14 protein-coding genes and 2 pseudogenes are annotated in these 20,981 nt (G+C 73.8%); 6 read left to right on the plus strand and 10 right to left on the minus strand.

What is annotated here, in order from left to right; genetic code table 11:
* Positions 1–65 precede the first annotated feature (65 nt).
* Entirely contained in the window at positions 66–1,145 is a 1,080-nt protein-coding gene (locus JF597_RS19865) for a M12 family metallopeptidase (RefSeq protein ID WP_293996448.1), read from the minus strand.
* 94 nt (positions 1,146–1,239) lie between these two features.
* Here JF597_RS19865 and JF597_RS19870 point away from each other — a divergent pair, with 94 nt between their 5' ends.
* Positions 1,240–2,973 carry a LuxR C-terminal-related transcriptional regulator gene (locus JF597_RS19870; RefSeq protein WP_293996450.1) on the plus strand — a complete coding sequence of 578 codons (1,734 nt, stop codon included), beginning with the start codon at positions 1,240–1,242 and terminating at the stop codon, positions 2,971–2,973.
* A gap of 24 nt (positions 2,974–2,997) precedes the next feature.
* Here JF597_RS19870 and JF597_RS19875 read toward each other — a convergent pair.
* Positions 2,998–3,189 (minus strand): annotated as a pseudogene (locus JF597_RS19875) (MFS transporter); the annotation flags it as partial.
* 81 nt (positions 3,190–3,270) lie between these two features.
* On the minus strand, positions 3,271–5,835 hold the full coding sequence (locus JF597_RS19880) for a CHAT domain-containing tetratricopeptide repeat protein (protein WP_293996452.1): 2,565 nt from the start codon (positions 5,833–5,835) through the stop codon (positions 3,271–3,273).
* 152 nt (positions 5,836–5,987) lie between these two features.
* Between JF597_RS19880 and JF597_RS19885 the strand changes: the two genes are divergently transcribed.
* Genes JF597_RS19885 through JF597_RS19895 form a run of 3 tightly spaced genes read left to right on the plus strand, consistent with a single transcriptional unit; the run spans position 5,988 to position 8,577 of the window.
* The gene (locus JF597_RS19885; RefSeq protein ID WP_293996454.1) at positions 5,988–7,430 is read left to right on the plus strand and encodes a S8/S53 family peptidase; all 1,443 of its coding nucleotides are present in this window, start codon (positions 5,988–5,990) and stop codon (positions 7,428–7,430) included.
* Positions 7,427–8,065 carry a sigma-70 family RNA polymerase sigma factor gene (locus JF597_RS19890; protein ID WP_293996526.1) on the plus strand — a complete coding sequence of 213 codons (639 nt, stop codon included), beginning with the start codon at positions 7,427–7,429 and terminating at the stop codon, positions 8,063–8,065. Before JF597_RS19885 ends, JF597_RS19890 begins: the two co-directional genes overlap by 4 nt.
* Before the next feature lie 41 nt (positions 8,066–8,106).
* Positions 8,107–8,577, plus strand: coding sequence for a hypothetical protein (locus tag JF597_RS19895; protein ID WP_293996528.1), 471 nt, complete (start codon positions 8,107–8,109; stop codon positions 8,575–8,577).
* Between the two features lie 15 nt (positions 8,578–8,592).
* On the opposite strand, the gene JF597_RS19900 is transcribed toward JF597_RS19895, so the two are convergent.
* The 5 genes and pseudogenes from JF597_RS19900 to JF597_RS19925 all read right to left on the minus strand — a co-directional run bounded on the left by JF597_RS19900 (position 8,593) and on the right by JF597_RS19925 (position 15,270).
* Positions 8,593–9,864, minus strand: a complete 1,272-nt coding sequence (locus JF597_RS19900) for a cytochrome P450 (protein ID WP_293996456.1) — start codon at positions 9,862–9,864, stop codon at positions 8,593–8,595.
* 76 nt (positions 9,865–9,940) lie between these two features.
* Complete coding sequence (locus JF597_RS19905) at positions 9,941–10,732, minus strand: N-formylglutamate amidohydrolase (protein ID WP_293996458.1); 792 nt, start codon at positions 10,730–10,732, stop codon at positions 9,941–9,943.
* 79 nt (positions 10,733–10,811) lie between these two features.
* Positions 10,812–11,012: pseudogene (locus tag JF597_RS19910) on the minus strand (homoserine O-acetyltransferase); the annotation flags it as partial.
* A 108-nt stretch (positions 11,013–11,120) separates the two neighbouring features.
* Complete coding sequence (locus tag JF597_RS19915) at positions 11,121–13,337, minus strand: NADP-dependent isocitrate dehydrogenase (RefSeq protein WP_293996460.1); 2,217 nt, start codon at positions 13,335–13,337, stop codon at positions 11,121–11,123.
* 832 nt (positions 13,338–14,169) lie between these two features.
* Positions 14,170–15,270, minus strand: a complete 1,101-nt coding sequence (locus JF597_RS19925) for a mechanosensitive ion channel family protein (RefSeq protein ID WP_293996462.1) — start codon at positions 15,268–15,270, stop codon at positions 14,170–14,172.
* A gap of 139 nt (positions 15,271–15,409) precedes the next feature.
* Here JF597_RS19925 and JF597_RS19930 point away from each other — a divergent pair, with 139 nt between their 5' ends.
* Positions 15,410–16,861 (plus strand): FGGY family carbohydrate kinase, encoded by a 1,452-nt coding sequence (locus JF597_RS19930; protein WP_293996464.1) that lies wholly within the window; start codon positions 15,410–15,412, stop codon positions 16,859–16,861.
* A gap of 187 nt (positions 16,862–17,048) precedes the next feature.
* On the opposite strand, the gene JF597_RS19935 is transcribed toward JF597_RS19930, so the two are convergent.
* Both JF597_RS19935 and JF597_RS19940 read right to left on the minus strand, forming a co-directional pair.
* On the minus strand, positions 17,049–17,813 hold the full coding sequence (locus tag JF597_RS19935; RefSeq protein WP_293996466.1) for a crotonase/enoyl-CoA hydratase family protein: 765 nt from the start codon (positions 17,811–17,813) through the stop codon (positions 17,049–17,051).
* 46 nt (positions 17,814–17,859) lie between these two features.
* Positions 17,860–18,843, minus strand: coding sequence for a lysylphosphatidylglycerol synthase transmembrane domain-containing protein (locus JF597_RS19940; protein WP_293996468.1), 984 nt, complete (start codon positions 18,841–18,843; stop codon positions 17,860–17,862).
* A gap of 165 nt (positions 18,844–19,008) precedes the next feature.
* On the opposite strand from JF597_RS19940, the gene JF597_RS19945 reads away from it, so the two are divergent.
* A complete protein-coding gene (locus tag JF597_RS19945) occupies positions 19,009–20,874 on the plus strand; it encodes an ABC transporter ATP-binding protein (RefSeq protein ID WP_293996530.1) in 1,866 nt (621 codons plus the stop codon).
* Positions 20,875–20,981: the final 107 nt, after the last annotated feature.

Genomic DNA, 20,981 nt, shown 5'->3' on the forward strand with positions numbered 1-20,981 from the left:
TACGTGCCGCGACCGCTTCCCCCGGCGCCGGACAGTGGTCCGACCTCCGCGTCGCGGCCGTGCTGTCACCAGCACATGACCGCTGTCTCCCCCGACCCCCACGTGGAATGGAGACGGACGCGGACGGCATAGCGGCGGCCCTTGACGAGCCTGACCGTGATCCGGGTGTTGTGCGGGGTGCCTCCGTCGTCGTGGCCGGCGAGGTAGCGCGGTTCCCCGTCGCGCTCCTCGAAGACCACGACGACGGAGTCGCTCTGCCCGAAGGTGCCCACGCTGTAGACGCGGGTCTCCGGCGGCTCCACGGCGAAGTCGGCCTGTCCGCCCGGCCCCAGGCTGAGCGGCGCCGAGCGGAACGGCACCAGCACGTCCGGCGGCTCGGCGGGCGGGTACCAGCGGAGCACGAACTCCTTGTCTGCCGGGGACAGCGACCCCGGCGGGTACAGGCCGTTGTGGTACTGCTCCGGCTCCAGGACCAGCCCCGGACCGAAGGGGAACTGCATCACGGACTGCGGGTCCCACACCGAACCGTTGGCCTCGGCCGGATCCAGCGTGCGCAGGATGTTGAAGTGGGTCCGGTCCCGGTTCCAGTGGTTCGGCGGTCCCGCGAGGCCGGCGTAGACCGCCTCGTCGTCCCAGTGGACGCCCGCGAACGGGCTCTGGTGCTCGTGCTGCATCCCGAGCGCGTGCCCGATCTCGTGCAGCGCCGTCCAGCGCCCGTCGGACCCGGTCAGGTCCCAGCCCAGGTTCATGGTGCGCTCGCCCGCGCCCACCGAGAGCGCGTCCCGGCCCACCGCCGACCAGGACCCGTCCCCCGGCTGGAAGCCGATCCGCAGCTCCGCCTCGCACCGGTCGAAGACCTCGGCGAAGGTCACCCCGATGCCCAGGTCCTGCCATTCCCGGAAGCACTCGCGGACCACGTCCCGCTGCTCCTTGGCACCGGTCCACGGCACCCGGCGGGTCTCCCCGGTCCCCGGGACCGGGATCACCGAGGCGTCCGTGTCGGCGTCGAAGAAGTAGTAGTGCAGAGCCGTGCCGTTGACCCACATCCGCCGCCCGCCGACGAGCGCGCCGAGCCGCTCGGCGGCCAGTCCCGGCGCGAACGCCGGGGCCGACTGCTGCGGAAGCGAGCAGTAGCGTCGGGTCATGCGCCCAGACTGCCGTTCGACCCGGCCGCACGCCTGAGTCGGGAGCTACTCAAGTCCCCCTGTATCAGAGCTGAGTAACGCGACTCATACTCACGTGACGACTTACGAACGGGATGCGCGAACCCTCGAACTGCCCTGGCCCTTCACCGGCAGGGAGGACGAACTGGAGCTGGTCAGGCGGTCGTCGGTGGCCGGACGGCAGGGCGTCGTGGTGACCGGCCCGGCCGGCATCGGCAAGACCCGGCTGATCACCGAGGCCGTCCGGGGCACCGACTGCGTCCGGGTCACCGGCACCCCCGAGACCAGCGCCCTCCCGTTCGCGGCCTTCGCCCACCTGCTCTCCGACGGCGTCTCCCTGCCCCGCGCGGTCCGGCACCTGTCCGGGGTGCGGCTGCTGGTCGTCGACGACGCCCACCTCCTCGACGAGGCCTCGGCCGCCCTCGTCCACCAGCTCGCCGTGCACGGCCGCACCCGGCTGGTGGTGGCCGCCACCGCCACCGGCACCGCACCCGTCCCCGGCGCGGTCGCCCGGCTGTGGACCGGGGAACTCCTCACCCACCTCGCGCTGGAACCGCTGCCGTACGACGAGACGGCCGCGCTGCTCGCCGGCGGCGGCCTGGAACCGCTCACCGTGCGCCGGCTGCACCGGGTGTGCCGGGGTGATCTGCGGCTGCTGCGCGACCTGCTCGGCGCGCTGCGCGAGTCCGGCCCGCTGAGCCGGGTCCCGGACACCGGCGAGTGGGCCTGGCGCGGTCCGCTGCCCCTCACCGCGACGGTACGGGACCGGATCGCCCCCCTGCTGGACCGTCAGGGCCCGCAGGAGCGCGACACGCTCGAACGCCTCGCCTTCGCCGAGCCGTTGCCGCTCCACCTCGACGACGACCTGGACCTGGCCGCTCTCGAACGGCTGGAGACCGACGGCCTCGTCCACGTCGACGACCGGGGCGCCGTCCGTCTCGCCCACCCCCTGCACGGACCCGCGCTGCGCGCCTCGGCGGGCCGCCTGCGGGCCCGGCGCCTGGCCCGCACCCCCGAGCAGTGCGCGCCCGCCCTGCAGGACGAACAGGAACGACTCGTGGAACGCATCGAGCAGTTGGACGTACGGGAGGTGCCGGCCCCGGTGGGGGAGTGGCTGGCAGCGGGAGACCTGCCCGTACCGGCCGGGTACGCGGCCGTGCGTGCCCGGTACTCGTGGCTTCGGGGGGAGCTGCGAGAGGCGGCGGCGTGGGCGAGGGAGGGACTGCGGGCGGCGCCGGGGGACGCCTCCTGCCGTACCGAACTCGCCCGTGCCGCCGCCGAGTGGGGGGAGGGCGCCGTAGTGCGCGGGGACGGGGGTCTCGCGCACTACGGCGCCGTACGGCCAGGGGATCCGGAGCGCGTCGCGGGGCGGCTGGACGGCGTGCTCGCCCAGCACGCGGAGGCGCTCGTCCGCGGTGACGGGCCCGCCCTGGACCGGGCGGCCGAGGCGCTGGCGGCGCGCGGCCTGCTGCTGTTCGCGGCCGAGGCCCACGCCCACGCGGCCCGCGCCCACCGCGACCCGCGCGCCGCCCGGACGTCCCGCACCCGCGCGGTCGCCCTCGCCCGCCGCTGCCAGGGCGCCCGCACCCGGGCCCTGTCCGGCCTCGTCCTCGGCGAACTCACCGCCCGCCAGCGCCAGATCGTCGGCCTCGCCGCCGCGGGCCTCAGCAACCGGCAGATCGCCGAGCAACTCACCCTGTCCGTGCGGACGGTGGGCAACCACCTCTACAGCGCCTACACCCGCCTCGGTGCGAACGACCGCACGGCGCTCCCGTGGCTGGTGACACAGCCGGACCGGCAGTCGGCCTAGCAGGGACCGTCGGTCGAGGAACCCGCTCGCGGCGGTGAGGCTGCCCCAGAGGGCGGCCTCGCCGTGGGAGGCGAGAGCGGTGATGACCGCCGGGGAGACGGCGAGGCCGAAGCCCGTTGACAGCTGGAAGCGGGCCAGGGCGCGTCCCACGGCATGGGCCGGGGCGAGGGTCGCCACGAGCGCGGTGGCGCTGCCGACGTAGATGATCTCGCCGACGCGGCCGATCTGCCGGCGCTGGGGGCCGATTTGCCGGCGGCCGTACTGCGCTGAGCGGCTTCGCCGGCCCCGGCGCCCCGTTCAGGCCGCCCCGAACGCGGCGAACGCCCAGCCCGTCGCCTGGTGGAGCGCGTCGTTCGGCAGGGCGGCCCGGGCGTCGCGCAGCGCCTCCGCCAGCGACAGCCCTGCGCCCAGCCCCTTGTGCAGGGCCAGCATCAGCGGGACCACGGCCGCGTCGTTGACAGGGGCGCTGCTCGCCACCACCCCGGCCGTGCCCAGCGGCAGCAACGCGGTGACCAGGCCGAGAAGTTCGTCGGCACCGACCGAGGCGAGCCGGGCCGTGTCGCAGCTGGAGAGGATGATCCGGTAGGGGCTGCGGGCGAGGCGCTCGAAGTCGTGCACGATCAGCGGGCCGTCCGCCATCCGCAGCGAGGAGAAGAGCGGGCTGTCCGCGCGGAACGTGCCGTGCGCGGCGATGTGGGCGAGCGCGGCGCCGTCCAACTCCTCCAGCACCCTGGGGACCTGGGCCTCGTCGTGCTCCAGGATCCGCGCCGCCGCGTACCGCCCCGCCACCTCGGGCACCTCCGCGCCCCCGGTCGCCAGCCCCGGCCCCCGGACCAGTACATGGCGGCCGCCCGGCGGCGGCTCGGTCTCCCGGGCCCGCAGCCAGCTCGACGCCGACGGCGACACGCTGAGCACCCGCTCCCGGAGGGAGGGCAGCAGGGCCCAGGGCACCCGGTGCAGCGCACCCGGCGGGACGATCACCACCGGCCCGGAGCCGAGCTGGTCCGCGGCCGCGCCCAGGAGCAGCTCCTCAAGGCGCCGCCCGGCGGCCTCCACCACCGGCAGCCGCGCCTCCGCCCCGGGGTGGGCGAGCCGCCGCAGCCCCGCCTGGACGTGCTCCGCCTCGGCGACCGCCTCCGCCAGCAGGCCGCCCGCGAACCGCCGCACCCGGCCCTGACCGCACAGCAGGATGTGCACCCGGCCGTCCAGGACGGCGAGTTCGACCAGCCGGGCCTCACCGAGCCGCTCCAGGAGCCGCGCCGGGTCGAAACGGTCGCCGCCGCCGGGGGCGTCGCCGCGCGTGTGGTGGGTGCGGGCGCGGATCTCCCGTTCCAGGCGCCGCTGTTCCCGCTCCAGGGCGGGCACCGGACGCCTCTCCCGGCGGGCCTCCTCCGCGCGGGAGGCGATCTCCCGGAACGCGGTGAGCGAAGCCAGCAGAGCGGGGTCGGCGGGCGGCCGGGTCGGGGGAGTGGACAGCACCGTGGCCCGCCAGCGCTCGCTCCACTCCAGGAGCCGGCGCGGGCCGCCGTGCGCGAGGCTCGCCTGCTGGGCCAGCGCGGCCAGTTCGGCTCCCTGTGCGGTGGCGCGGGCCCGCAGCTCCGAGGCGCCGAGGGTCATCCGGTGGTCGTCCAGGACGTCGAGGCCGCGCCGGCAGGCCTCCAGGACGCCACGGCGCGAACCGGCCGCCCGGGCCCGCAGCGCCTGTGCGGCCCAGCCGGTCATCCGGGCCAGCGGCGGTCCGACGTGCCTGCTGCGCGCGGCCACCGCCAGATGCCGCTCCGCGTCCGCCGTCCAGCCCAGCGCCAGCGCGATCCGCCCGGCGAGCAGCGAGGCCTCCGGCGCGGCCGGCGCACCGAAGGAGGCCAGCCGGTCGGCGACCGCCGCCGCGTCCTGCACCAGCCGCCCCGACGCGGCCCCGCCCGCCACCCGCGCCTCGATCAGCGCCAGCCGCGCATGCGTCTCCCACCAGCTCCGCCGCTGCCCCGAGAACAGCCGTACGGCGACGGCGGCCCGGGCGATCGCGGTCTGCGGGTCCCCGGTCGACAGCGCCGACCGGGCGGCGGTGAGCAGCAGTTCGGCCTTGCGGGTGGACTGCCCGCCGATCCGGTCCAGGGCCGCGATCGCCGCGTCCGCCTCGGCCAGCGCCTCCGGGGCCAGTCCGGCCGCCATCAGAACGTCGCAGCGCGCGATGTACAGCATGAACGAGGGCGTGCCCAGCCCGTCGTACCGCTCCTTGGCCTCGGCCAGCAGCCGCAGCGCCGCCGGGATGTCCCCGGACCGGTACGCGGCCAGGCCCCGGTTCTCCACGGCGACCGCCTTGTCGTGCTCCTGGCCCGTCGTCTCCCACAGCAGCTCCGCCGCCGTGAAGTCCGCGTCGGCCCGCTCCACCGCGCCCATCGCCAGATGCACGGTGGCCCGCACGCTCAGGGCCCGCGCGGTCCAGATGACGTCGTCGGCCTGCCGCAGCACCGGTATCGCCCGACGCAGGTCCTCCAGGGCCTCCTTGTGCCGGCCCAGCACCCACCCGGCGAACGCCCGCCGGTACAGCACCCGCGCCCGCGTGTGCCCGTTGCCCCGGGCCACCCCGCGGTCCAGCGCGGCCAGTCCCTGCCGGGTGCGCCCCGCGTGCACCAGGGCGACCCCGAGGGTGGCGAGAACGTCCGCCTCCCGGTCCGCCGAGTCCGCGCGCGCCGCCCAGTCCCGGGCGCGCCGCAGATGGTCGAGGGCCACGGCCAGGTCCCCGAAGTCCCGCTGCCAGATGCCGATGACCTGGTGCGCGACGGACGCGTCGAGCGGCGACGGATCGGACCGAAGGACGCTCTCCGCCCGCGCCAGGGCCTCGCCGGGGGCGGCGAACACCATCGGCAGGAGCTCCGTAACCGAATCGCTTCGCGCAGTCACCCCTCGGATGGTAGTGGCCTGGGCATACATGCCCCACAGGTTTGACGCTGTATCAAGCGGAGGCCTGGCGAGTCTGACTGAAGAACGCCGTTTTCTGGGGGAGGAGACAGGCCATGGCACCTCAGCGATTCCATGAGCAGTTCGATCAGATCCAGCGCTCCATGCCGGACGTTCCACTGGCGATGGGGCCCGACGACGCGGCCGAGTTCCTGTACGAGAAGGGGGTCGTCCTCGCCCGCGACGGCGCGGAGGCCCGGGTCGTCGAGGACACCGTGCGCGCCCACTTCACCGCCACCGCCGGCCTGGTCGCCGACCACGTGCGCAGGGCGGGACCGGAGACCAACCGCACCGGGGTCACCCGCATCCGGGTCGGCGACCCGAACCACGGCGACCGCACCGGCGACCGGGCCGTCGGCCACGCGCTGCGCGCCCTGCGGGAGGCGGAGGGCCGCGCCGGGCGCCGCCTGGTCAGCCGCAACCACATCGTGTCCACCACCGGGAACGCCAACTCCTGCAACCCCTGTGAACCGCTCCCCGCGCTGCTCACCCAGTCCCCCAACCCGCAGGCCGTGGAGGGGAGCTACGACCCGGACACCGCCGTCAGCGTCCTGGTGATGGACACCGGTCTGGTGCACGACTACCGCTCCTACCCGCTCCTCGCCCGCGTCCAGGGCGACCTGCAGATCGCCGAGACCGACGCCGAGGGCATCCTCCAGCAGTACGTGGGCCACGGCACGTTCATCGCCGGACTGATCGCCGCCCTCGCCCCCAACGCCGACATCACCGTCACCAACACCCTCAACGACGCGGGCGCCATCCTGGAGTCCGAGTTCGGAGCCAAGCTCTTCGAGGCGGTCGACCAGCACGGCTGGCCCGACATCATCAGCCTCTCCGCCGGCACCTCCAACGGCAGCGCGGACGGACTGCTCGCCGTCGAGGCCTTCATGGACGCCCTGCGCGACCAGTCCACGCTGCTCGTCGCCGCCGCCGGCAACAACGGCAGCGCCACCCAGTTCTGGCCCGCCGCCTGCGCCGACCTGACCGGCTACGAGGACACGGTCCTCTCGGTCGGCGCGCTGCGCAGCGACGGCGAGTACGGCGCCTGCTTCACCAACCACGGCAGCTGGGTCAAGGTCTACGCCCCCGGGGAGCAGCTCATCGGGGCCATGGCCGGCTTCGACGCACCCGTGCCGTACGTGTACCAGCACACCACCTATGACGCCTGCCGGTTCGGCTTCACCTACGCCTGCACCTGCCAGTACCCGCGCCACACCGGCGTGTTGACCGACACCGGGACGACCGGCCCCGGCAAACCCGACCAAGTGATGTTCGAAGGGTTCGCACAGTGGAGCGGAACATCGTTCGCCACCCCCATCGTGGCCGGCCTCGTCGCCGACCGGATGACCACGCTCAAGGAGACCGACCCGCGCACGGCGCGCGCACAACTCCTGGCGACCATCACGGAGTACGCCGAGGTGCGCGGAGCCCACGTACCGGCGCTCCGCCCGGCCACCTGGCAGCCGGTCCCGGTCGTCAGGCCGGCCGCGACGGCCTGAGTTCCGGAACACTCCCCTCCACGGCGTACCATGACTTGCCGTACACGAGGGGTGGGACCGTGGACCGAGCAGAGGTCGGTGCGCTGGTCCGGGCCGCCGTCGACGGTGACGCCGCGGCCTGGAAGGCGCTCGTGGAAGGGCTGAGCCCACTGGTGTGGTCCGTGGTGCGCGCGCACCGGCTCTCCGACGCCGACGGGCACGAGGTGTACCAGACCGTGTGGTTCCGGTTCGCCCAGCACCTGGGCCGCATCCGGGAGCCCGACAAGGCGGGCTCCTGGCTGGCCAGCACGGCACGCAACGAGTGCCTGAAGGTGATCCGGGGGCTGACCCGGCTGCTGCCGACGGACGATCCCCAGGTCCTGGACCGGATCAGCGAGGACCGCACGCCCGAACAGTCCCTGATCGACGCGGAGGACCAGGCGGACGAGGCCGAACGGATCCGCCTGCTGTGGCAGGAGTTCGAGGAACTCGGCGACCGCTGCAGGCAGTTGCTGCGCGTCCTGATGGCCTCGCCGCCGCCCAGCTACGTCGAGGTGTCCGTCGCGCTGGGCATCGCCGTGGGCAGCATCGGTCCGCTGCGCCAGCGCTGTCTGCGCCGGCTGCGGGCCCGGCTCGACGCGAGGGGTGCGGTGTGAGCGACGACGAGTTCCCGGCCGGCGAGACTTTCGACGAGACGGTGGGCGACGCCGTGGGCGACACCTCGGGGGACGCCGGCTTCGACGCGGACCTCCTGGAGGAGGAACTGCGCGGCGCGGCCGCCGTCCTCGACCCGCTCCCGGCCGAGCTGCTCCAACTGGCCATGGACGCCTATCTGCTGCACGACCTGGACGCCCGGGTCGCCGAGCTGACCTTCGACTCCCTGGTCGACGCGATCCCGGTCAGGGGTGTCGAGGACCCGCCCCGGATGCTGACCTTCCAGGCGGGCGAGCTGACCGTGGACGTCGAGGTCACCGACGACGGACTGCTCGGCCAGCTGCTGCCCCCGCAGCCGGCGCGCATCGAGGTGCTCGGCGGGCCGGCCACGGCGCATCCGCTCACGGTCGACGCCATGGGCCGCTTCACCGGCGACACCCCGCCCACCGGCCCGTTCGCGCTCCGGCTGCGGACGGGCGGGGACGTGATCGTCACGGAGTGGCTGCGGGCCTGAGGCAGGGTGCCCGCGTCACCAGGTGACGGGCAGCGTCCGCGGCCCCCGGATCATCGTCTTCCGCCGCCACTCCACTCCCTCGGCCGGCACCGCGAGCCGTAGCCCCGGCAGCCGGTCGAGGAGGGTGCCGACCAGCAGCTCGGTCTGCAGCCGGGCCAGGACCGCGCCCGTGCAGTAGTGCGCACCGTTGCCGAAGGCGAGGTGTGGGTTGGGCGCGCGGTCCGGGAGGATGCGGTCCGGGTCGGGGAAGACGGCCGGGTCGCGGTTGGCGGCGAGGTAGGAGACGTACACCGGGTCGCCGGACGCGATCCGGGTGCCGCCGCCGAGCTCGACGTCCTCCAGGGCGATCCGGGCGAGCCCGACCGTGCTGCGGTGCGGGATCCAGCGCAGCAGCTCGTCCAGGACCGGGCCGCGCTCCGCCGGCCGCTCCCGCATCCGCGCCATCAGCTCCGGCCGGGTCAGCATCAGGAACAGCATCTGCCCGCAGTTGTGGGTGACCGCCTCACCGCCGATCTGCAGCGGACCGGCCAGCCCCACGGCCTCCTCCTCGCCGACCTCGCCTCGGGCCACGGCCGCTCCGAGCAGCGAGTACACGTCCTGGCCCGAGCTGCCGGCCCGCGCGCGTACCGTCTCGGTGATCCAGCCGTACAGCCCCTGCTTGGCCGCGTCGGCGGCCTCGGCCCCGCCCGAGGTGGAGATGATCTGCCGGGTCCACGCGTGCACCCGCTCCCGGTCCGCCTCCGGCACCCCCATCACCTCGCTGACCACGGTGATCGGGAACGGCTCCAGCACCCGCTCGACCAGGTCGGCGGGCGGCCCGTCCCGCACCACCCCGTCGACCAGCCCGTCGAGGATCTCCTGCGCCCGGGGCCGCAGCTCCTTCATCGCGCCGACCGTGAAGGCACCGGCGAGCGGCTTGCGCAGCCGGTTGTGGTCGGGCTGGTCGGCCCAGGCCAGCGAGCCCGGACGGGGCTGGAAGTGCGGGGCCAGCCGGGTCACCTGGCGCCGGGTGACCTCGGCGCGGCTGAACCGCGGGTCGTTGGTGACGGTCCTGACGTCCTCGTACCGGGTCGCGAGCCACGCCCAGCCCTCACCGTGGGGCAGCCGGATCCGGGCCACCGGCCCTTCGGCCATCAGGGCGGCGAGGACCGGGTCGAAGTCCGTGCCCTCCAGTTCGAGCGCGGGCCAGTCCCGCACCGGCGGCGCGGTCTCGCGGACGGGCGGCAGCGGCCCCGTCGTCGGGGGCGGCTCCGTGGTCGTGGTGGGCGCGGTGGTCTCCGTGGTCATGCCTCCACGCTCGTACGGCCCTCACCCCGTGTCCTGCCGGGATGCTCCAGCCGGAGGGGCTCCGGGGGCCCGGGGATCAACGGCCGGCGGCCTCCACGAGCGCGGCGAGGGCGGTGGCGAGCCGGTCCGCTCCCGGGCCCGCCGGACCGCCGGGCTCGGTCATGTAGAGGTCCCGCCGGATCTCGACCATCAGCGCGGCGACCCGGGCGTCCGTCCCGTAGAACTCCAGCGGCACGTAGGTCCCGCCGAACGGGCTGTCCAGCCCCGTCTCCCCGCACCCCGCGAAGGCCTTGCGGGCCGCCTCCGTCAGCTCCGCCGGGGTGTGGAAGGCGTCCGTGCCCAGACACACCGGCGGCCGCGGCCCGGCCCCGTGCAGCTCGTACGGCAGCGCCCGGCTCGGGTAGGAGTGCACGTCGATCACCACGGCCCGCCCGGTCGCGGCCAGCCGTCCGGCGACGGCCTCCGTCATCGCCCGCGCGTAGGGCCGGAAGTACCGCTCGACCAGCGGCCCGGGGTCGAACGCCTCGTCCCGCAGCTCACCCCGGTGCGTGGTCCGCGTGTACACGGCTCCCATGCCGACGGCGAGCATCTCCTCCCGCTCGTCGGGGAACCGTTCCGGATCCACCACCAGGCGTGACAGCCGGTTGACGAACCGCCAGGGGGCCACCCCGGCGAGCCTCGCCGCCGCCTCCGCCAACTCGGCGGTGTGCGCGTCCGTGATGTGGTCCAGCTCCCGTTCCAGGGTGGCGTCGTCGAGCACGATCCCGGCCCGCACCACCGCCGGGATCGCCCGCGCCGAGTGCGGCACGTGCAGGATCACCGGCGACTCGGCGGCGCCGGGCAGGAGGTCGTACGACGGCTGGGACACGGGCGGCTCCCGGGGGGTCTGCGGTGGCAGGGTGCAGGATCACGGTAGTACCGGGAGCGGTGGGTTCTCGGGCCGGCGGTTCCCGTACCAGCGCGCCCACCTGTTCCGTCTCGATCAGGAAGCCGTCGTGGCCGTACGGCGACTCGATCACCCGGAGCCGGTCGGCGGACGGGATCAGCGCCGCCGGCTCCGCCTGCTGCGCCGGGGGACAGAGACGGTCCGAGTCCACGCCGTCCACCAGGGCGCGGGCCGTGACCCGGCCGAGGGCGGCGCGCACCCCGGCAGGTGACGTGGGCGATCCGGCGGGCCGGGCCGGGCATGGCTCCGCCCCGGCGGGCGGGGTGCCTGCCGGGGCGGAGACTTCGGGACTTCAGGAGCCGGCTGCGGCTCAGAGGGCCGCGAGCACCGCGTTCCAGGTGGCCGACGGGCGCATGACCGCGTCCGCCTTGGCCTTCTCGGGCTGGTAGTAGCCGCCGATGTCGGCCGGGGAGCCCTGGACGGCGAGCAGTTCGTCGACGATCTGCTGCTCGCTCGCGGTGAGCGTCTCGGCGAGCGAGGCGAACGCCTTGGCGAGCTCGGCGTCGTCGGTCTGCTTCGCCAGCTCCTGCGCCCAGTACAGCGACAGGTAGAAGTGGCTGCCGCGGTTGTCGATGCCGCCGACGCGACGGGTCGGGGACTTGTCCTCGTTGAGGAAGGTCGCCGTGGCGCGGTCGAGGGTGTCGGCCAGCACCTTGGCGCGGGCGTTGCCGGTGAAGTCGGCGTACTGCTCGAAGGCGGGCACGAGCGCGAAGAACTCACCGAGGGAGTCCCAGCGCAGGTAGTTCTCCTTGACCAGCTGCTGGACGTGCTTCGGCGCGGAGCCGCCGGCGCCCGTCTCGAACAGGCCGCCGCCCGCCATCAGCGGGACGACCGACAGCATCTTGGCGCTGGTGCCCAGCTCCAGGATCGGGAACAGGTCGGTCAGGTAGTCACGGAGCACGTTGCCGGTGACGGAGATGGTGTTCTCGCCGCGGCGGATGCGCTCCACGGAGAACTTGGTCGCCTCGACGGGGGAGAGGATCCGGATGTCCAGGCCCTCGGTGTCGTGCTCGGTCAGGTACTGGTTGACTTTGGCGATCAGCTGCGCGTCGTGGGCGCGGCCCTCGTCCAGCCAGAAGACGGCCGGGTCGCCGGTGGCGCGGGCACGGGTGACGGCCAGCTTCACCCAGTCCTTGATCGGCGCGTCCTTGGTCTGGCAGGCGCGGAAGATGTCACCGGCGGCGACCGGCTGCTCGATCACGACGTTGCCGGCGGCGTCGACCAGGCGGACCGTGCCGGCGGTGGCGATCTCGAAGGTCTTGTCGTGGGAGCCGTACTCCTCGGCCTTCTGCGCCATCAGGCCCACGTTCGGGACCGAGCCCATGGTGGACGGGTCGAAGGCGCCGTGGGCGCGGCAGTCCTCGATCACGGCCTGGTAGACACCGGCGTAGGAGGAGTCCGGGATGACCGCGAGGGTGTCGGCCTCCTGGCCGTCCGGGCCCCACATGTGGCCGGAGGTGCGGATCATGGCCGGCATCGAGGCGTCGATGATGACGTCGGAGGGCACGTGCAGGTTGGTGATGCCCTTGTCGGAGTCGACCATCGCGAGGGCCGGGCCCTCGGCGATCTCGGCGTCGAAGGAGGCCTTGATCTCGGCGCCCTCGGACAGGTTCTCCAGGCCCTTGAGGATGCCGCCCAGACCGTCGTTCGGGGACAGGCCGGCCGCCTTGAGCGTCTCGCCGTACTTCGCGAAGGTCTTCGGGAAGAAGACGCGCACCACGTGACCGAAGATGATCGGGTCGGAGACCTTCATCATCGTGGCCTTGAGGTGGACCGAGAAGAGCACGCCCTCTTCCTTGGCACGCGCGATCTGCGCCGCCAGGAAGTCGTTGAGCTGCGCGACGTGCAGCACGGAGGCGTCCACGACCTCGCCCGCGAGGACCGGTACGGACTCCTTGAGGACCGTGGTGGTGCCGTCCTCGGCGACCAGCTCGATCTTCAGCTTGCCGGCCTCGGCGATCACCGCGGACTTCTCGGTGGAACGGAAGTCGTTCTCGCCCATCGTCGCCACGTTGGTCTTGGACTCGGGGGTCCAGGCGCCCATGCGGTGCGGGTGGGTCTTGGCGTAGTTCTTCACCGAGGCGGGGGCGCGGCGGTCCGAGTTGCCCTCGCGCAGGACCGGGTTCACGGCGGAACCCTTGACCTTGTCGTAGCGGGCGCGGATGTCGCGCTCCTCGTCGTTCTTCGGGTCGTCCGGGTAGTCCGGCAGCGCGTAGCCCTTGCCCTGGAGCTCGGCGACGGCGGCCTTCAGCTGCGGGATCGACGCCGAGATGTTCGGCAGCTTGACGATGTTGGCCTCGGGCGTCTTGGCCAGCTCGCCGAGCTCGGCGAGCGCGTCCGGGACGCGCTGGTCCTCGTTCAGGTACTCCGGGAAGACGGCGATGATGCGCCCGGCCAGCGAGATGTCGCGGGTGTCCACGGCGACACCGGCCTGCGAGGCGTACGCCTGGATCACCGGCAGGAACGAGTGCGTCGCGAGGGCCGGGGCCTCGTCTGTGTAGGTGTAGATGATGGTCGAGTCAGTCACCGGGTGCTCCGCTCCACGTCTGCAACATTGCTCGACATCAAGATATCTCGTGATCGACCCACGTTCGACAGGGGTCCGCGACTCGGAAGATCCGTTCGTCCGGTTGTCATACGGAAGGCAACCGGATCGGCCGAAAGGGTGGTCAGGAGGAACGAGCCACCATCGGCCGGCGGCCGGACCGACCAACCGGGCGCCCGAGCGAAAGCGGACCATGAGATATCGCACCCGAGTGCCCCCGGCCGCCCTGCTCGGTACGGCGACCGTACTGGCCACGGGGCCCTGGCCCTCGCGCGTCCCTTCTCCGCGGGGGAGAAAAGCGGCGCCGAGGGGGCCGGGGGCAGGACGCACACCCGGGTACCCGCAGCCGGACTCCGTGCACGAGGTCTTCCCGTGCAACGACCACCGTCCCTTGAGACCGGGCGGGCGTCAGCCCGGCCAGCCGCACGCCCCGAACCGTCTTGGGCGCACTGGTCCCCGGCGTCCTCGACCCCGGGGCAGCGACACGGATCCCGTCCGTGGTCCGATCCCGGGAGGCCGGCACGGGCTGCTGACCCGTACCGAGAACCTGCCGGGCGACCGTACGGCGTACTCGGTCGAGCGCACCTTCCTGGGCCGCTTCCGGCGCCGCTCGGCCTCCGCGGAGGACTGCATCGCGGTGGCCACCGAGGTCACCGGCCAGGACCGGTCGGGTTTCCTCCGCGACTGGCTCTACGGCACCACGGCCCCCGCGGATGCCCGGTCACCCCGACTGGACGGTCACCCCGGTCACCCCGGCCCCGGCTGCCCCGCACAGCCTGCGGGGCGGCCATCACCACGACAACTCGGCCACGCTCTAGCCGCGAGGGGCAGGGGGCCAGTCGGTGACCGGCGCGTCCTCGGCGGTGCGCTGGTGCGGGATCACCACGGCCCCCTGCTGGAGCGCCACCGTGCGGGCCGGCGCCGGTATCCGGATGCCCTCCTCGCGGTAGCGGCGGTGCAGGCGCTTGATGAACTCGTGCTTGATGCGGAACTGGTCGCTGAACTCGCCGACCCCGAGGATCACCGTGAACCCGATCCGTGAGTCGCCGAAGGTGTGGAAGCGGATGGCGGGTTCGTGGTCCGCAACCGCGCCGGTGATCTCGGTCATGGTCTCGGCGATGACCTTGTGCGTGACCCGCTCGACGTGGTCGAGGTCGCTGTCGTAGCCGACACCCACCTGCACCAGGATCGTCAACTGCTGCTCGGGCCGCGTGTAGTTGGTCATGTTGGTCTTCGCCAGCTGGCCGTTGGGGATGACCACCAGGTTGTTCGAGAGCTGCCGGACGGTCGTCTGGCGCCAGTTGATGTCCACGACGTAGCCCTCCTCGCCGCTGCTCAGCTGGATGTAGTCGCCCGGCTGGACGGTCCTGGAGGCGAGGATGTGGACGCCCGCGAAGAGGTTGGCGAGGGTGTCCTGGAGGGCGAGCGCGACCGCCAGACCGCCCACGCCCAGGGCGGTGAGCAGGGGCGCTATGGAGATGCCCAGGGTCTGGAGCATCACCAGGAAGCCGATCGCCAGGACCAGCACCCGCGTGATGTTCACGAAGATCGTGGCCGAGCCGGCGACCCCGGAGCGGGACTGGGTGACCGTCTGCACGAGCCCGGCGATCACCCGGGCCGCCGACACCGACACCGCGAAGATGAGCAGCACCTGGAGGCACTGGTTCGTGTGGTGCTGGACGGTCCTGGTCAGCGGCAGCACCGCCGCCGCGGACGCCGCCCCGCCCGCGAGCGCCGCCCACGGGACCACCGTGCGCAGCGCGTCCACGATGACGTCGTCACCGCTCCAGCGGGTCCGCTTCGCATGTCTGGCCAGCCAGCGCAGCATCCCGCGCGACAGAAAGGCCAGCAACAGGCCCGCCGCGAGGGCGATTCCGGCCAGGACCAGGTCATCGACGGTGAGCGCTCGGTTCACCGGTTACCTCCCATTCGGTTGTGCAACCGCTCATCCTGCCGTATCCGCAGGGAGGTTCGGACCGGCCGAACCCATGTGCGCTTGTGCTGCCCGGTACGCCTGCGGCAGGCTGTCGCGCAGTGATCGTCGGGGAGGTTCGATGACAGGTCCGGTGCTCGCAGTCGACCAGGGCACGTCCGGCACCAAGGCCCTGGTGATCTGTCCCGAACGGGGCGTCATCGGCACCGGATTCGTCGCCGTCCGGCCCCGGCACCTGCCCGGCGGCCGGGTGGAGTCCGACCCCGTGGAGCTGTACGAGTCGGTGCTCGTCGCCGGCCGCCGGGCGCTTGCCGAGGCCGGTGAACCGGTGACCGCGCTCGGCCTGGCCAACCAGGGCGAGACCGTCCTCGCCTGGGACCCCGGCACCGGGCGTCCGCTCACCGGCGCCGTCGGCCGGCAGGACCGCCGGGCCCAACCGGTCTGCGCCGAACTCGCCGACCACGCCGAGGAGTTACGCGCCCTTACCGGCCTCCCGCTCGACCCCTGCTTCGCCGCGCCCAAGATGGCCTGGATCCGCCGGCACCTCACCACCGAGGGAGTCGTCACCACCACCGACGCCTGGCTGGTCCACCGGCTCACCGGCGCCTTCGTCACCGACGCCGCCACCGCGAGCCGCACCCATCTCCTCGACCTGGACCGTGTGCAGTGGTCCGCCCGCGCCCTCGACCTCTACGGGCTGTCCGCCGAGCGCCTCCCCGAGATCGTCGACAACGCCCGGCTCGTGGGCACGACGAAGGAGTTCGGGGACAAGATCCCGCTCACCGGCCTCGCCGTCGACCAGCAGGCCGCCCTCCTCGCCCAGCGCATCACCGGCCCCGGCGCCGCCAAGTGCAGCTACGGCAGCGGGGCGTTCCTGCTGGCGCACACCGGCGACACCCCCCGGCGCAGCCGCTCCGGACTGGTCGGCCGCGTCGCCTGGCGCCTCGCCGGAGAGGCCGCCTACTGCCTGGACGGCCAGGTGTACACCGCCGCCTCCGCCGTGCGCTGGCTCACCGACCTCGGCGTGATCTCGGGCCCCGCCGACCTGGACCGGGTGGGCGGCGCCGTCCCCGACTCCGGCGGGGTCACCTTCGTCCCCGCGCTGGCCGGGCTCGCGGCACCCTGGTGGCGCGGCGAACTGCGCGGCTCCCTCACCGGGCTCGGCCTCGACACCGGCCCAGGGCAGCTGGTGCGGGCCCTGTGCGAGGGCCTGGCCGCCCAGGTGGTGGAGCTCGCCGAAGCCGCCGAGACCGACCTCGGCACCCCGCTGACCGCCCTGTGCGTCGAGGGCGGTCTGGCTCGCTCGGCCCTGCTCATGCAGACCCAGGCCGACCTGCTGCAACGCCCCGTCGAGGTGTCCGCGCTGCCCGACGCCACCGCCCTCGGCGTGGGCGCGCTGGCCCACCTCGGCAGCGACCCCGTCGACTTCCTGCCCGACGGCTGCCCCTCGGCCGTCTACGAGCCGCGCGTCTCCGCCGCCGAGGCCGCCGACCGCCTCGGGGTCTTCCGCGCCGCCGTCGCCGCCCTGCTGGACGGGCCGGTGGCCGGAGCCGGATCGGGACTGCCCCGGTGACGGTCACCGCCGCAGGACCCCTGCCCGGCGTCCCGTACGACGTGACGGTCGTCGGCGCCGGGGTCGTCGGCAGCGCGATCGCCCGCCGACTCGCCCGCCCCTGGACCAGGCCGTGGCCGGGACCGGACGTCAGTGCCGCGATCCGGGCGGGGGGCCGAGGCGGGCCGGGCGGTGCCGGAGTGACTGGTCAGTCGCCGGTGAAGGAGCCGTGCCGGCCCGCGCCCGCCGCGAACCGCGCCGCGCCTTCCAGGCCCTCCGCCAGTACGGCCATGCCGTGACGGGTCTCGGTGGTCAGCGCCGTCGGCTCGTCCAGCCCCTCCTGGTCCAGCACCGACGCACGGTCGCTGCGCAGGCAGGCCTGGGGGAAAGCCGCGAGGGACGCGGCCAGTTCCTCGGCCGCTGCGCGCGAGCGGCCGGCCGGGACGAGCCGGTTGACCAGGCCCATCCCGTAGGCCTCGGGGGCCGGGACCGGGCGGCCGGTGAGGATCAGGTCCAGCGCCCGGCTGGTGCCGATCAGCCGGGGCAGCCGTACCGTGCCGCCGTCGATCAGGGGCACGCCCCAGCGGCGGCAGAAGACGCCGAGCACCGCGTCCTCCTCGGCGACCCGCAGATCGCACCACAGGGCCAGCTCCAGGCCGCCGGCCACGGCGTGCCCGGCGATCGCGGCGATCACGGGCTTGGACAGGCGCAGCCGGGTCGGGCCCATCGGGCCGTCACCGTCCGCCGCCACCCGGTTCCCGTGCCCGGCGCCCATCGCCTTGAGGTCGGCGCCCGCGCAGAACGTGCCGCCCTCGCCCCACAGCACCGCCACCCGGGCCTCGTCGTCCGCCTCGAACTCACGGAAGGCGGAGGCCAGTTCGGCCGCCGTCGGCCCGTCGACCGCGTTGCGCACCGCGGGCCGGGAGAGGACGACCGTGGTGACGGGACCCGTGCGTTCGAGGCGGACCGGCATGCGTTTCCCTCCCGGGGGAAGGTCACCCCGCGTCGGATGACCCTCGTCAGATGACCTTCAGTCGTACCAGCGCTCCCAGTGTCAGGGCTCCTGGCAGCAACGGCACCCACACGGTGATGATCCGGTACGCGAGGACGACGGCCGTGGCCACCGCGACCGGACCGCCGGCCGCCACCAGCGCCACGATCAGCGCCGCCTCCACCGAACCCAGGCCGCCCGGCGTGGGGATCAGGGCGACGGCGACCGTGGCCGCCAGGTACGCCAGCGCCATGTGCGCGGGCGGCACGTCGAGGCCGAGCGCCCGCCCCACCGCCACCAGACCGGCCGCCTGGAGCGCGGGGAAGGCGAGCGAGCCGCCCCACAGCGCCAGCGCCCGGGACGGACGCGTGTGCACCGAGCGGGCCTCGCCCAGGGCACCGCGCACGAAGCGGAACACCGGCTCGCGCACCCGTCGTACGAGGAACAGCGCGGCCAGCGCCACGGCCACCAGGGCGCCGGCGACGGCCAGGACCGGTCCGACGTCCCCGTCGGGGAGCAGGCCGTCGAGCCGCAGGGCGTCGGGGAAGGCGACGAAGAACACGGCCGTCAGGCCCACGCGGGCGATCGACTCGGCGAGCAGATAGAGGGCCAGCGCGGCGGAGGAGGTGGCGAGCGGCACCCCGCACACGGTCATGAACCGCAGGTTGACCGCGCCCGAGCCGAGGCCCGTGGGCAGCAGGTGGTTCGCCGAGCCCGCGGCGAGCTGGGTGGCCAGCAGCCGCCAGCGGGGCAGCGGCTGGATCACGGCACCCTGCCGGGTGAAGGCGGCGGCCACCCAGGTCAGGCAGGTGGCACCGCCGGCCGCCAGCAGCCAGGGCCAGGAGGCGTCGCGCAGGTGGCCGAAGCCCTCGACGAGGACCGGCCAGTGCTGCACCGCGATGACCGCGACCAGCAGGAGCGGGATGAGCGTGAGGATGTGCCGCCAGGGGATACGACGGGCGAGCCGGGGGAGACGGCTCTCACGGAAGCCGGGGATTCTTACCGCTGTCACACCGGGAGAGGTTTTCCGCGCCGCCCCAACTGCGGGTGGCGGAAGAGGAGACGCCGGATGACGGCCGGGAAGCAGGTGGGGGCGCATCGGGTCCTTCGTACGGGGGGACGGCGAGCGGACATTGACCTCAACGATGCTTGAGGTCCTACGTTCTCCTTCATGAGTATGGAGACCACCGCCTGGACGCAGCTCCACAGCGTCATGACCGCCCAGCAGGAGCGGCGCCCGTTCGAACGGGCCACGCTTCGCCGTATCGCCGCCTTCGCCCGCCCGCACCGGGCCGGCATAGTCCGTTTCGTCCTCCTCGGGGTGCTGACCGCCCTGCTCGCCGTCGCCACCCCGGTCCTTGCCGGCCATGTCGTCGACGCGATCGTGTCGGGCCACGACACCGGCACGGTCGTACGGCTGTCGCTCCTGATCGCGCTGGTCGCGGTCGTGGAGGCGGCGCTCGGGGTGCTCGGGCGGCGGCTCTCGGCGGCGCTCGGGGAGGGCCTCATCCTCGACCTGCGCACGGCTGTGTTCGATCATGTGCAGCGGATGCCCGTCGCGTTCTTCACGCGTACCCGTACGGGAGCGCTGGTCAGTCGTCTCAACAACGACGTGATCGGCGCCCAGCGGGCCTTCGCCAACACCCTCTCCGGTGTGGTCAGCAACCTGGTCACACTGCTCCTCACGCTCGCGGTGATGCTCACCCTGTCCTGGCAGATCACCCTGCTCGCGCTGGTGCTGCTGCCGCTGTTCGTGGTGCCCGCCCGCCGGATGGGCGGCCGGATGGCCCGGATGCAGCGGGAGGCCGCCACGCTCAACGCGGCCATGGGCACCCGGATGACCGAGCGGTTCTCGGCGCCGGGCGCCACCCTGATCAAGCTCTTCGGCCGCCCCGAGGAGGAGTCGGCGGAGTTCGCCGCGCGCGCCGCCCGGGTCCGGGACATCGGGGTGCGCACCGCCACCGCCCAGTCGGTGTTCATGACCGCGCTGACCCTGGTCTCCTCCCTCGCCCTCGCCCTGGTCTACGGCCTCGGCGGCTGGTTCGCCCTGCGCGGCACCCTGGAGCCGGGCGCGGTGGTCTCCCTCGCCCTGCTGCTGACCCGCCTCTACGCCCCGCTGACCTCCCTCGCCGGGGCCCGTGTCGAGGTGATGAGCGCGCTGGTCAGCTTCGAGCGGGTCTTCGAAGTGCTCGACCTGAAGCCGCTGATCGAGGAGAAACCGGACGCCCGCGAGGTCCCCGAGGGCCCGGTGGCCGTCGAGTTCGAGGACGTCCGCTTCGCCTACCCGGCCGCCGACCAGGTCTCCCTCGCCTCCCTCGAGGAGGTCGCGGTCCTCGACTCGCGCGGCGGCAGCGAGGTCCTGCACGGCATCTCCTTCCGCGCCGAACCCGGCCAGACGATCGCCCTCGTCGGCACCTCCGGCGCCGGCAAGTCCACCATCGCCCAGCTGCTGCCGCGCCTGTACGACGTCGACGAGGGCACCGTCCGCATCGGCGGCACCGACGTCCGCGACCTGACCGCCGGCTCGCTGCGGGCCACCCTCGGCATGGTCACCCAGGACGGCCACCTCTTCCACGACACCGTCCGCGCCAACCTGCTGCTCGCCCGCCCGGCCGCCACCGACGAGGAGCTGTGGGACGCCCTCGGCCGCGCGAGGCTCGGCGAGGTCGTACGGTCGCTGCCGGATGGCCTGGACACGGTGGTCGGTGAGCGCGGCTACCGCCTCTCCGGGGGTGAGCGCCAGCGCATGACCATCGCACGGCTGCTGCTGGCCCGGCAGCGGGTGGTCATCCTGGACGAGGCCACGGCCCATCTCGACAACACCTCGGAGGCCGCCGTCCAGGAGGCTCTGGCCGAGGCGCTGGAGGGGCGCACGGCCGTGGTCATCGCCCACCGGCTGTCCACGGTGCGGGCCGCCGACCAGATTCTGGTGGTCGAGGCGGGGGAGATCGTGGAGCGCGGCACCCACGACTCGCTGCTGGCGGCGGAGGGGCGGTATGCGGAGCTGTACCGGACGCAGTTCGCGGAGGTGCGGTCCGTCTGAGGGACCCCGTAGAGGGTGCGGGCCGTTTCCGGGCGTGGGTTCGATGTGGCTGGTCGCGCAGTTCCGCCCCCAGCCTTCGGCCGGGGGTGCCCCCAGCGCCCTTCGGG

The sequence above is a fragment of the Streptomyces sp. genome, assembly GCF_019510245.1.
In the GTDB taxonomy this organism is placed as follows: Bacteria; Actinomycetota; Actinomycetes; order Streptomycetales; family Streptomycetaceae; genus Streptomyces.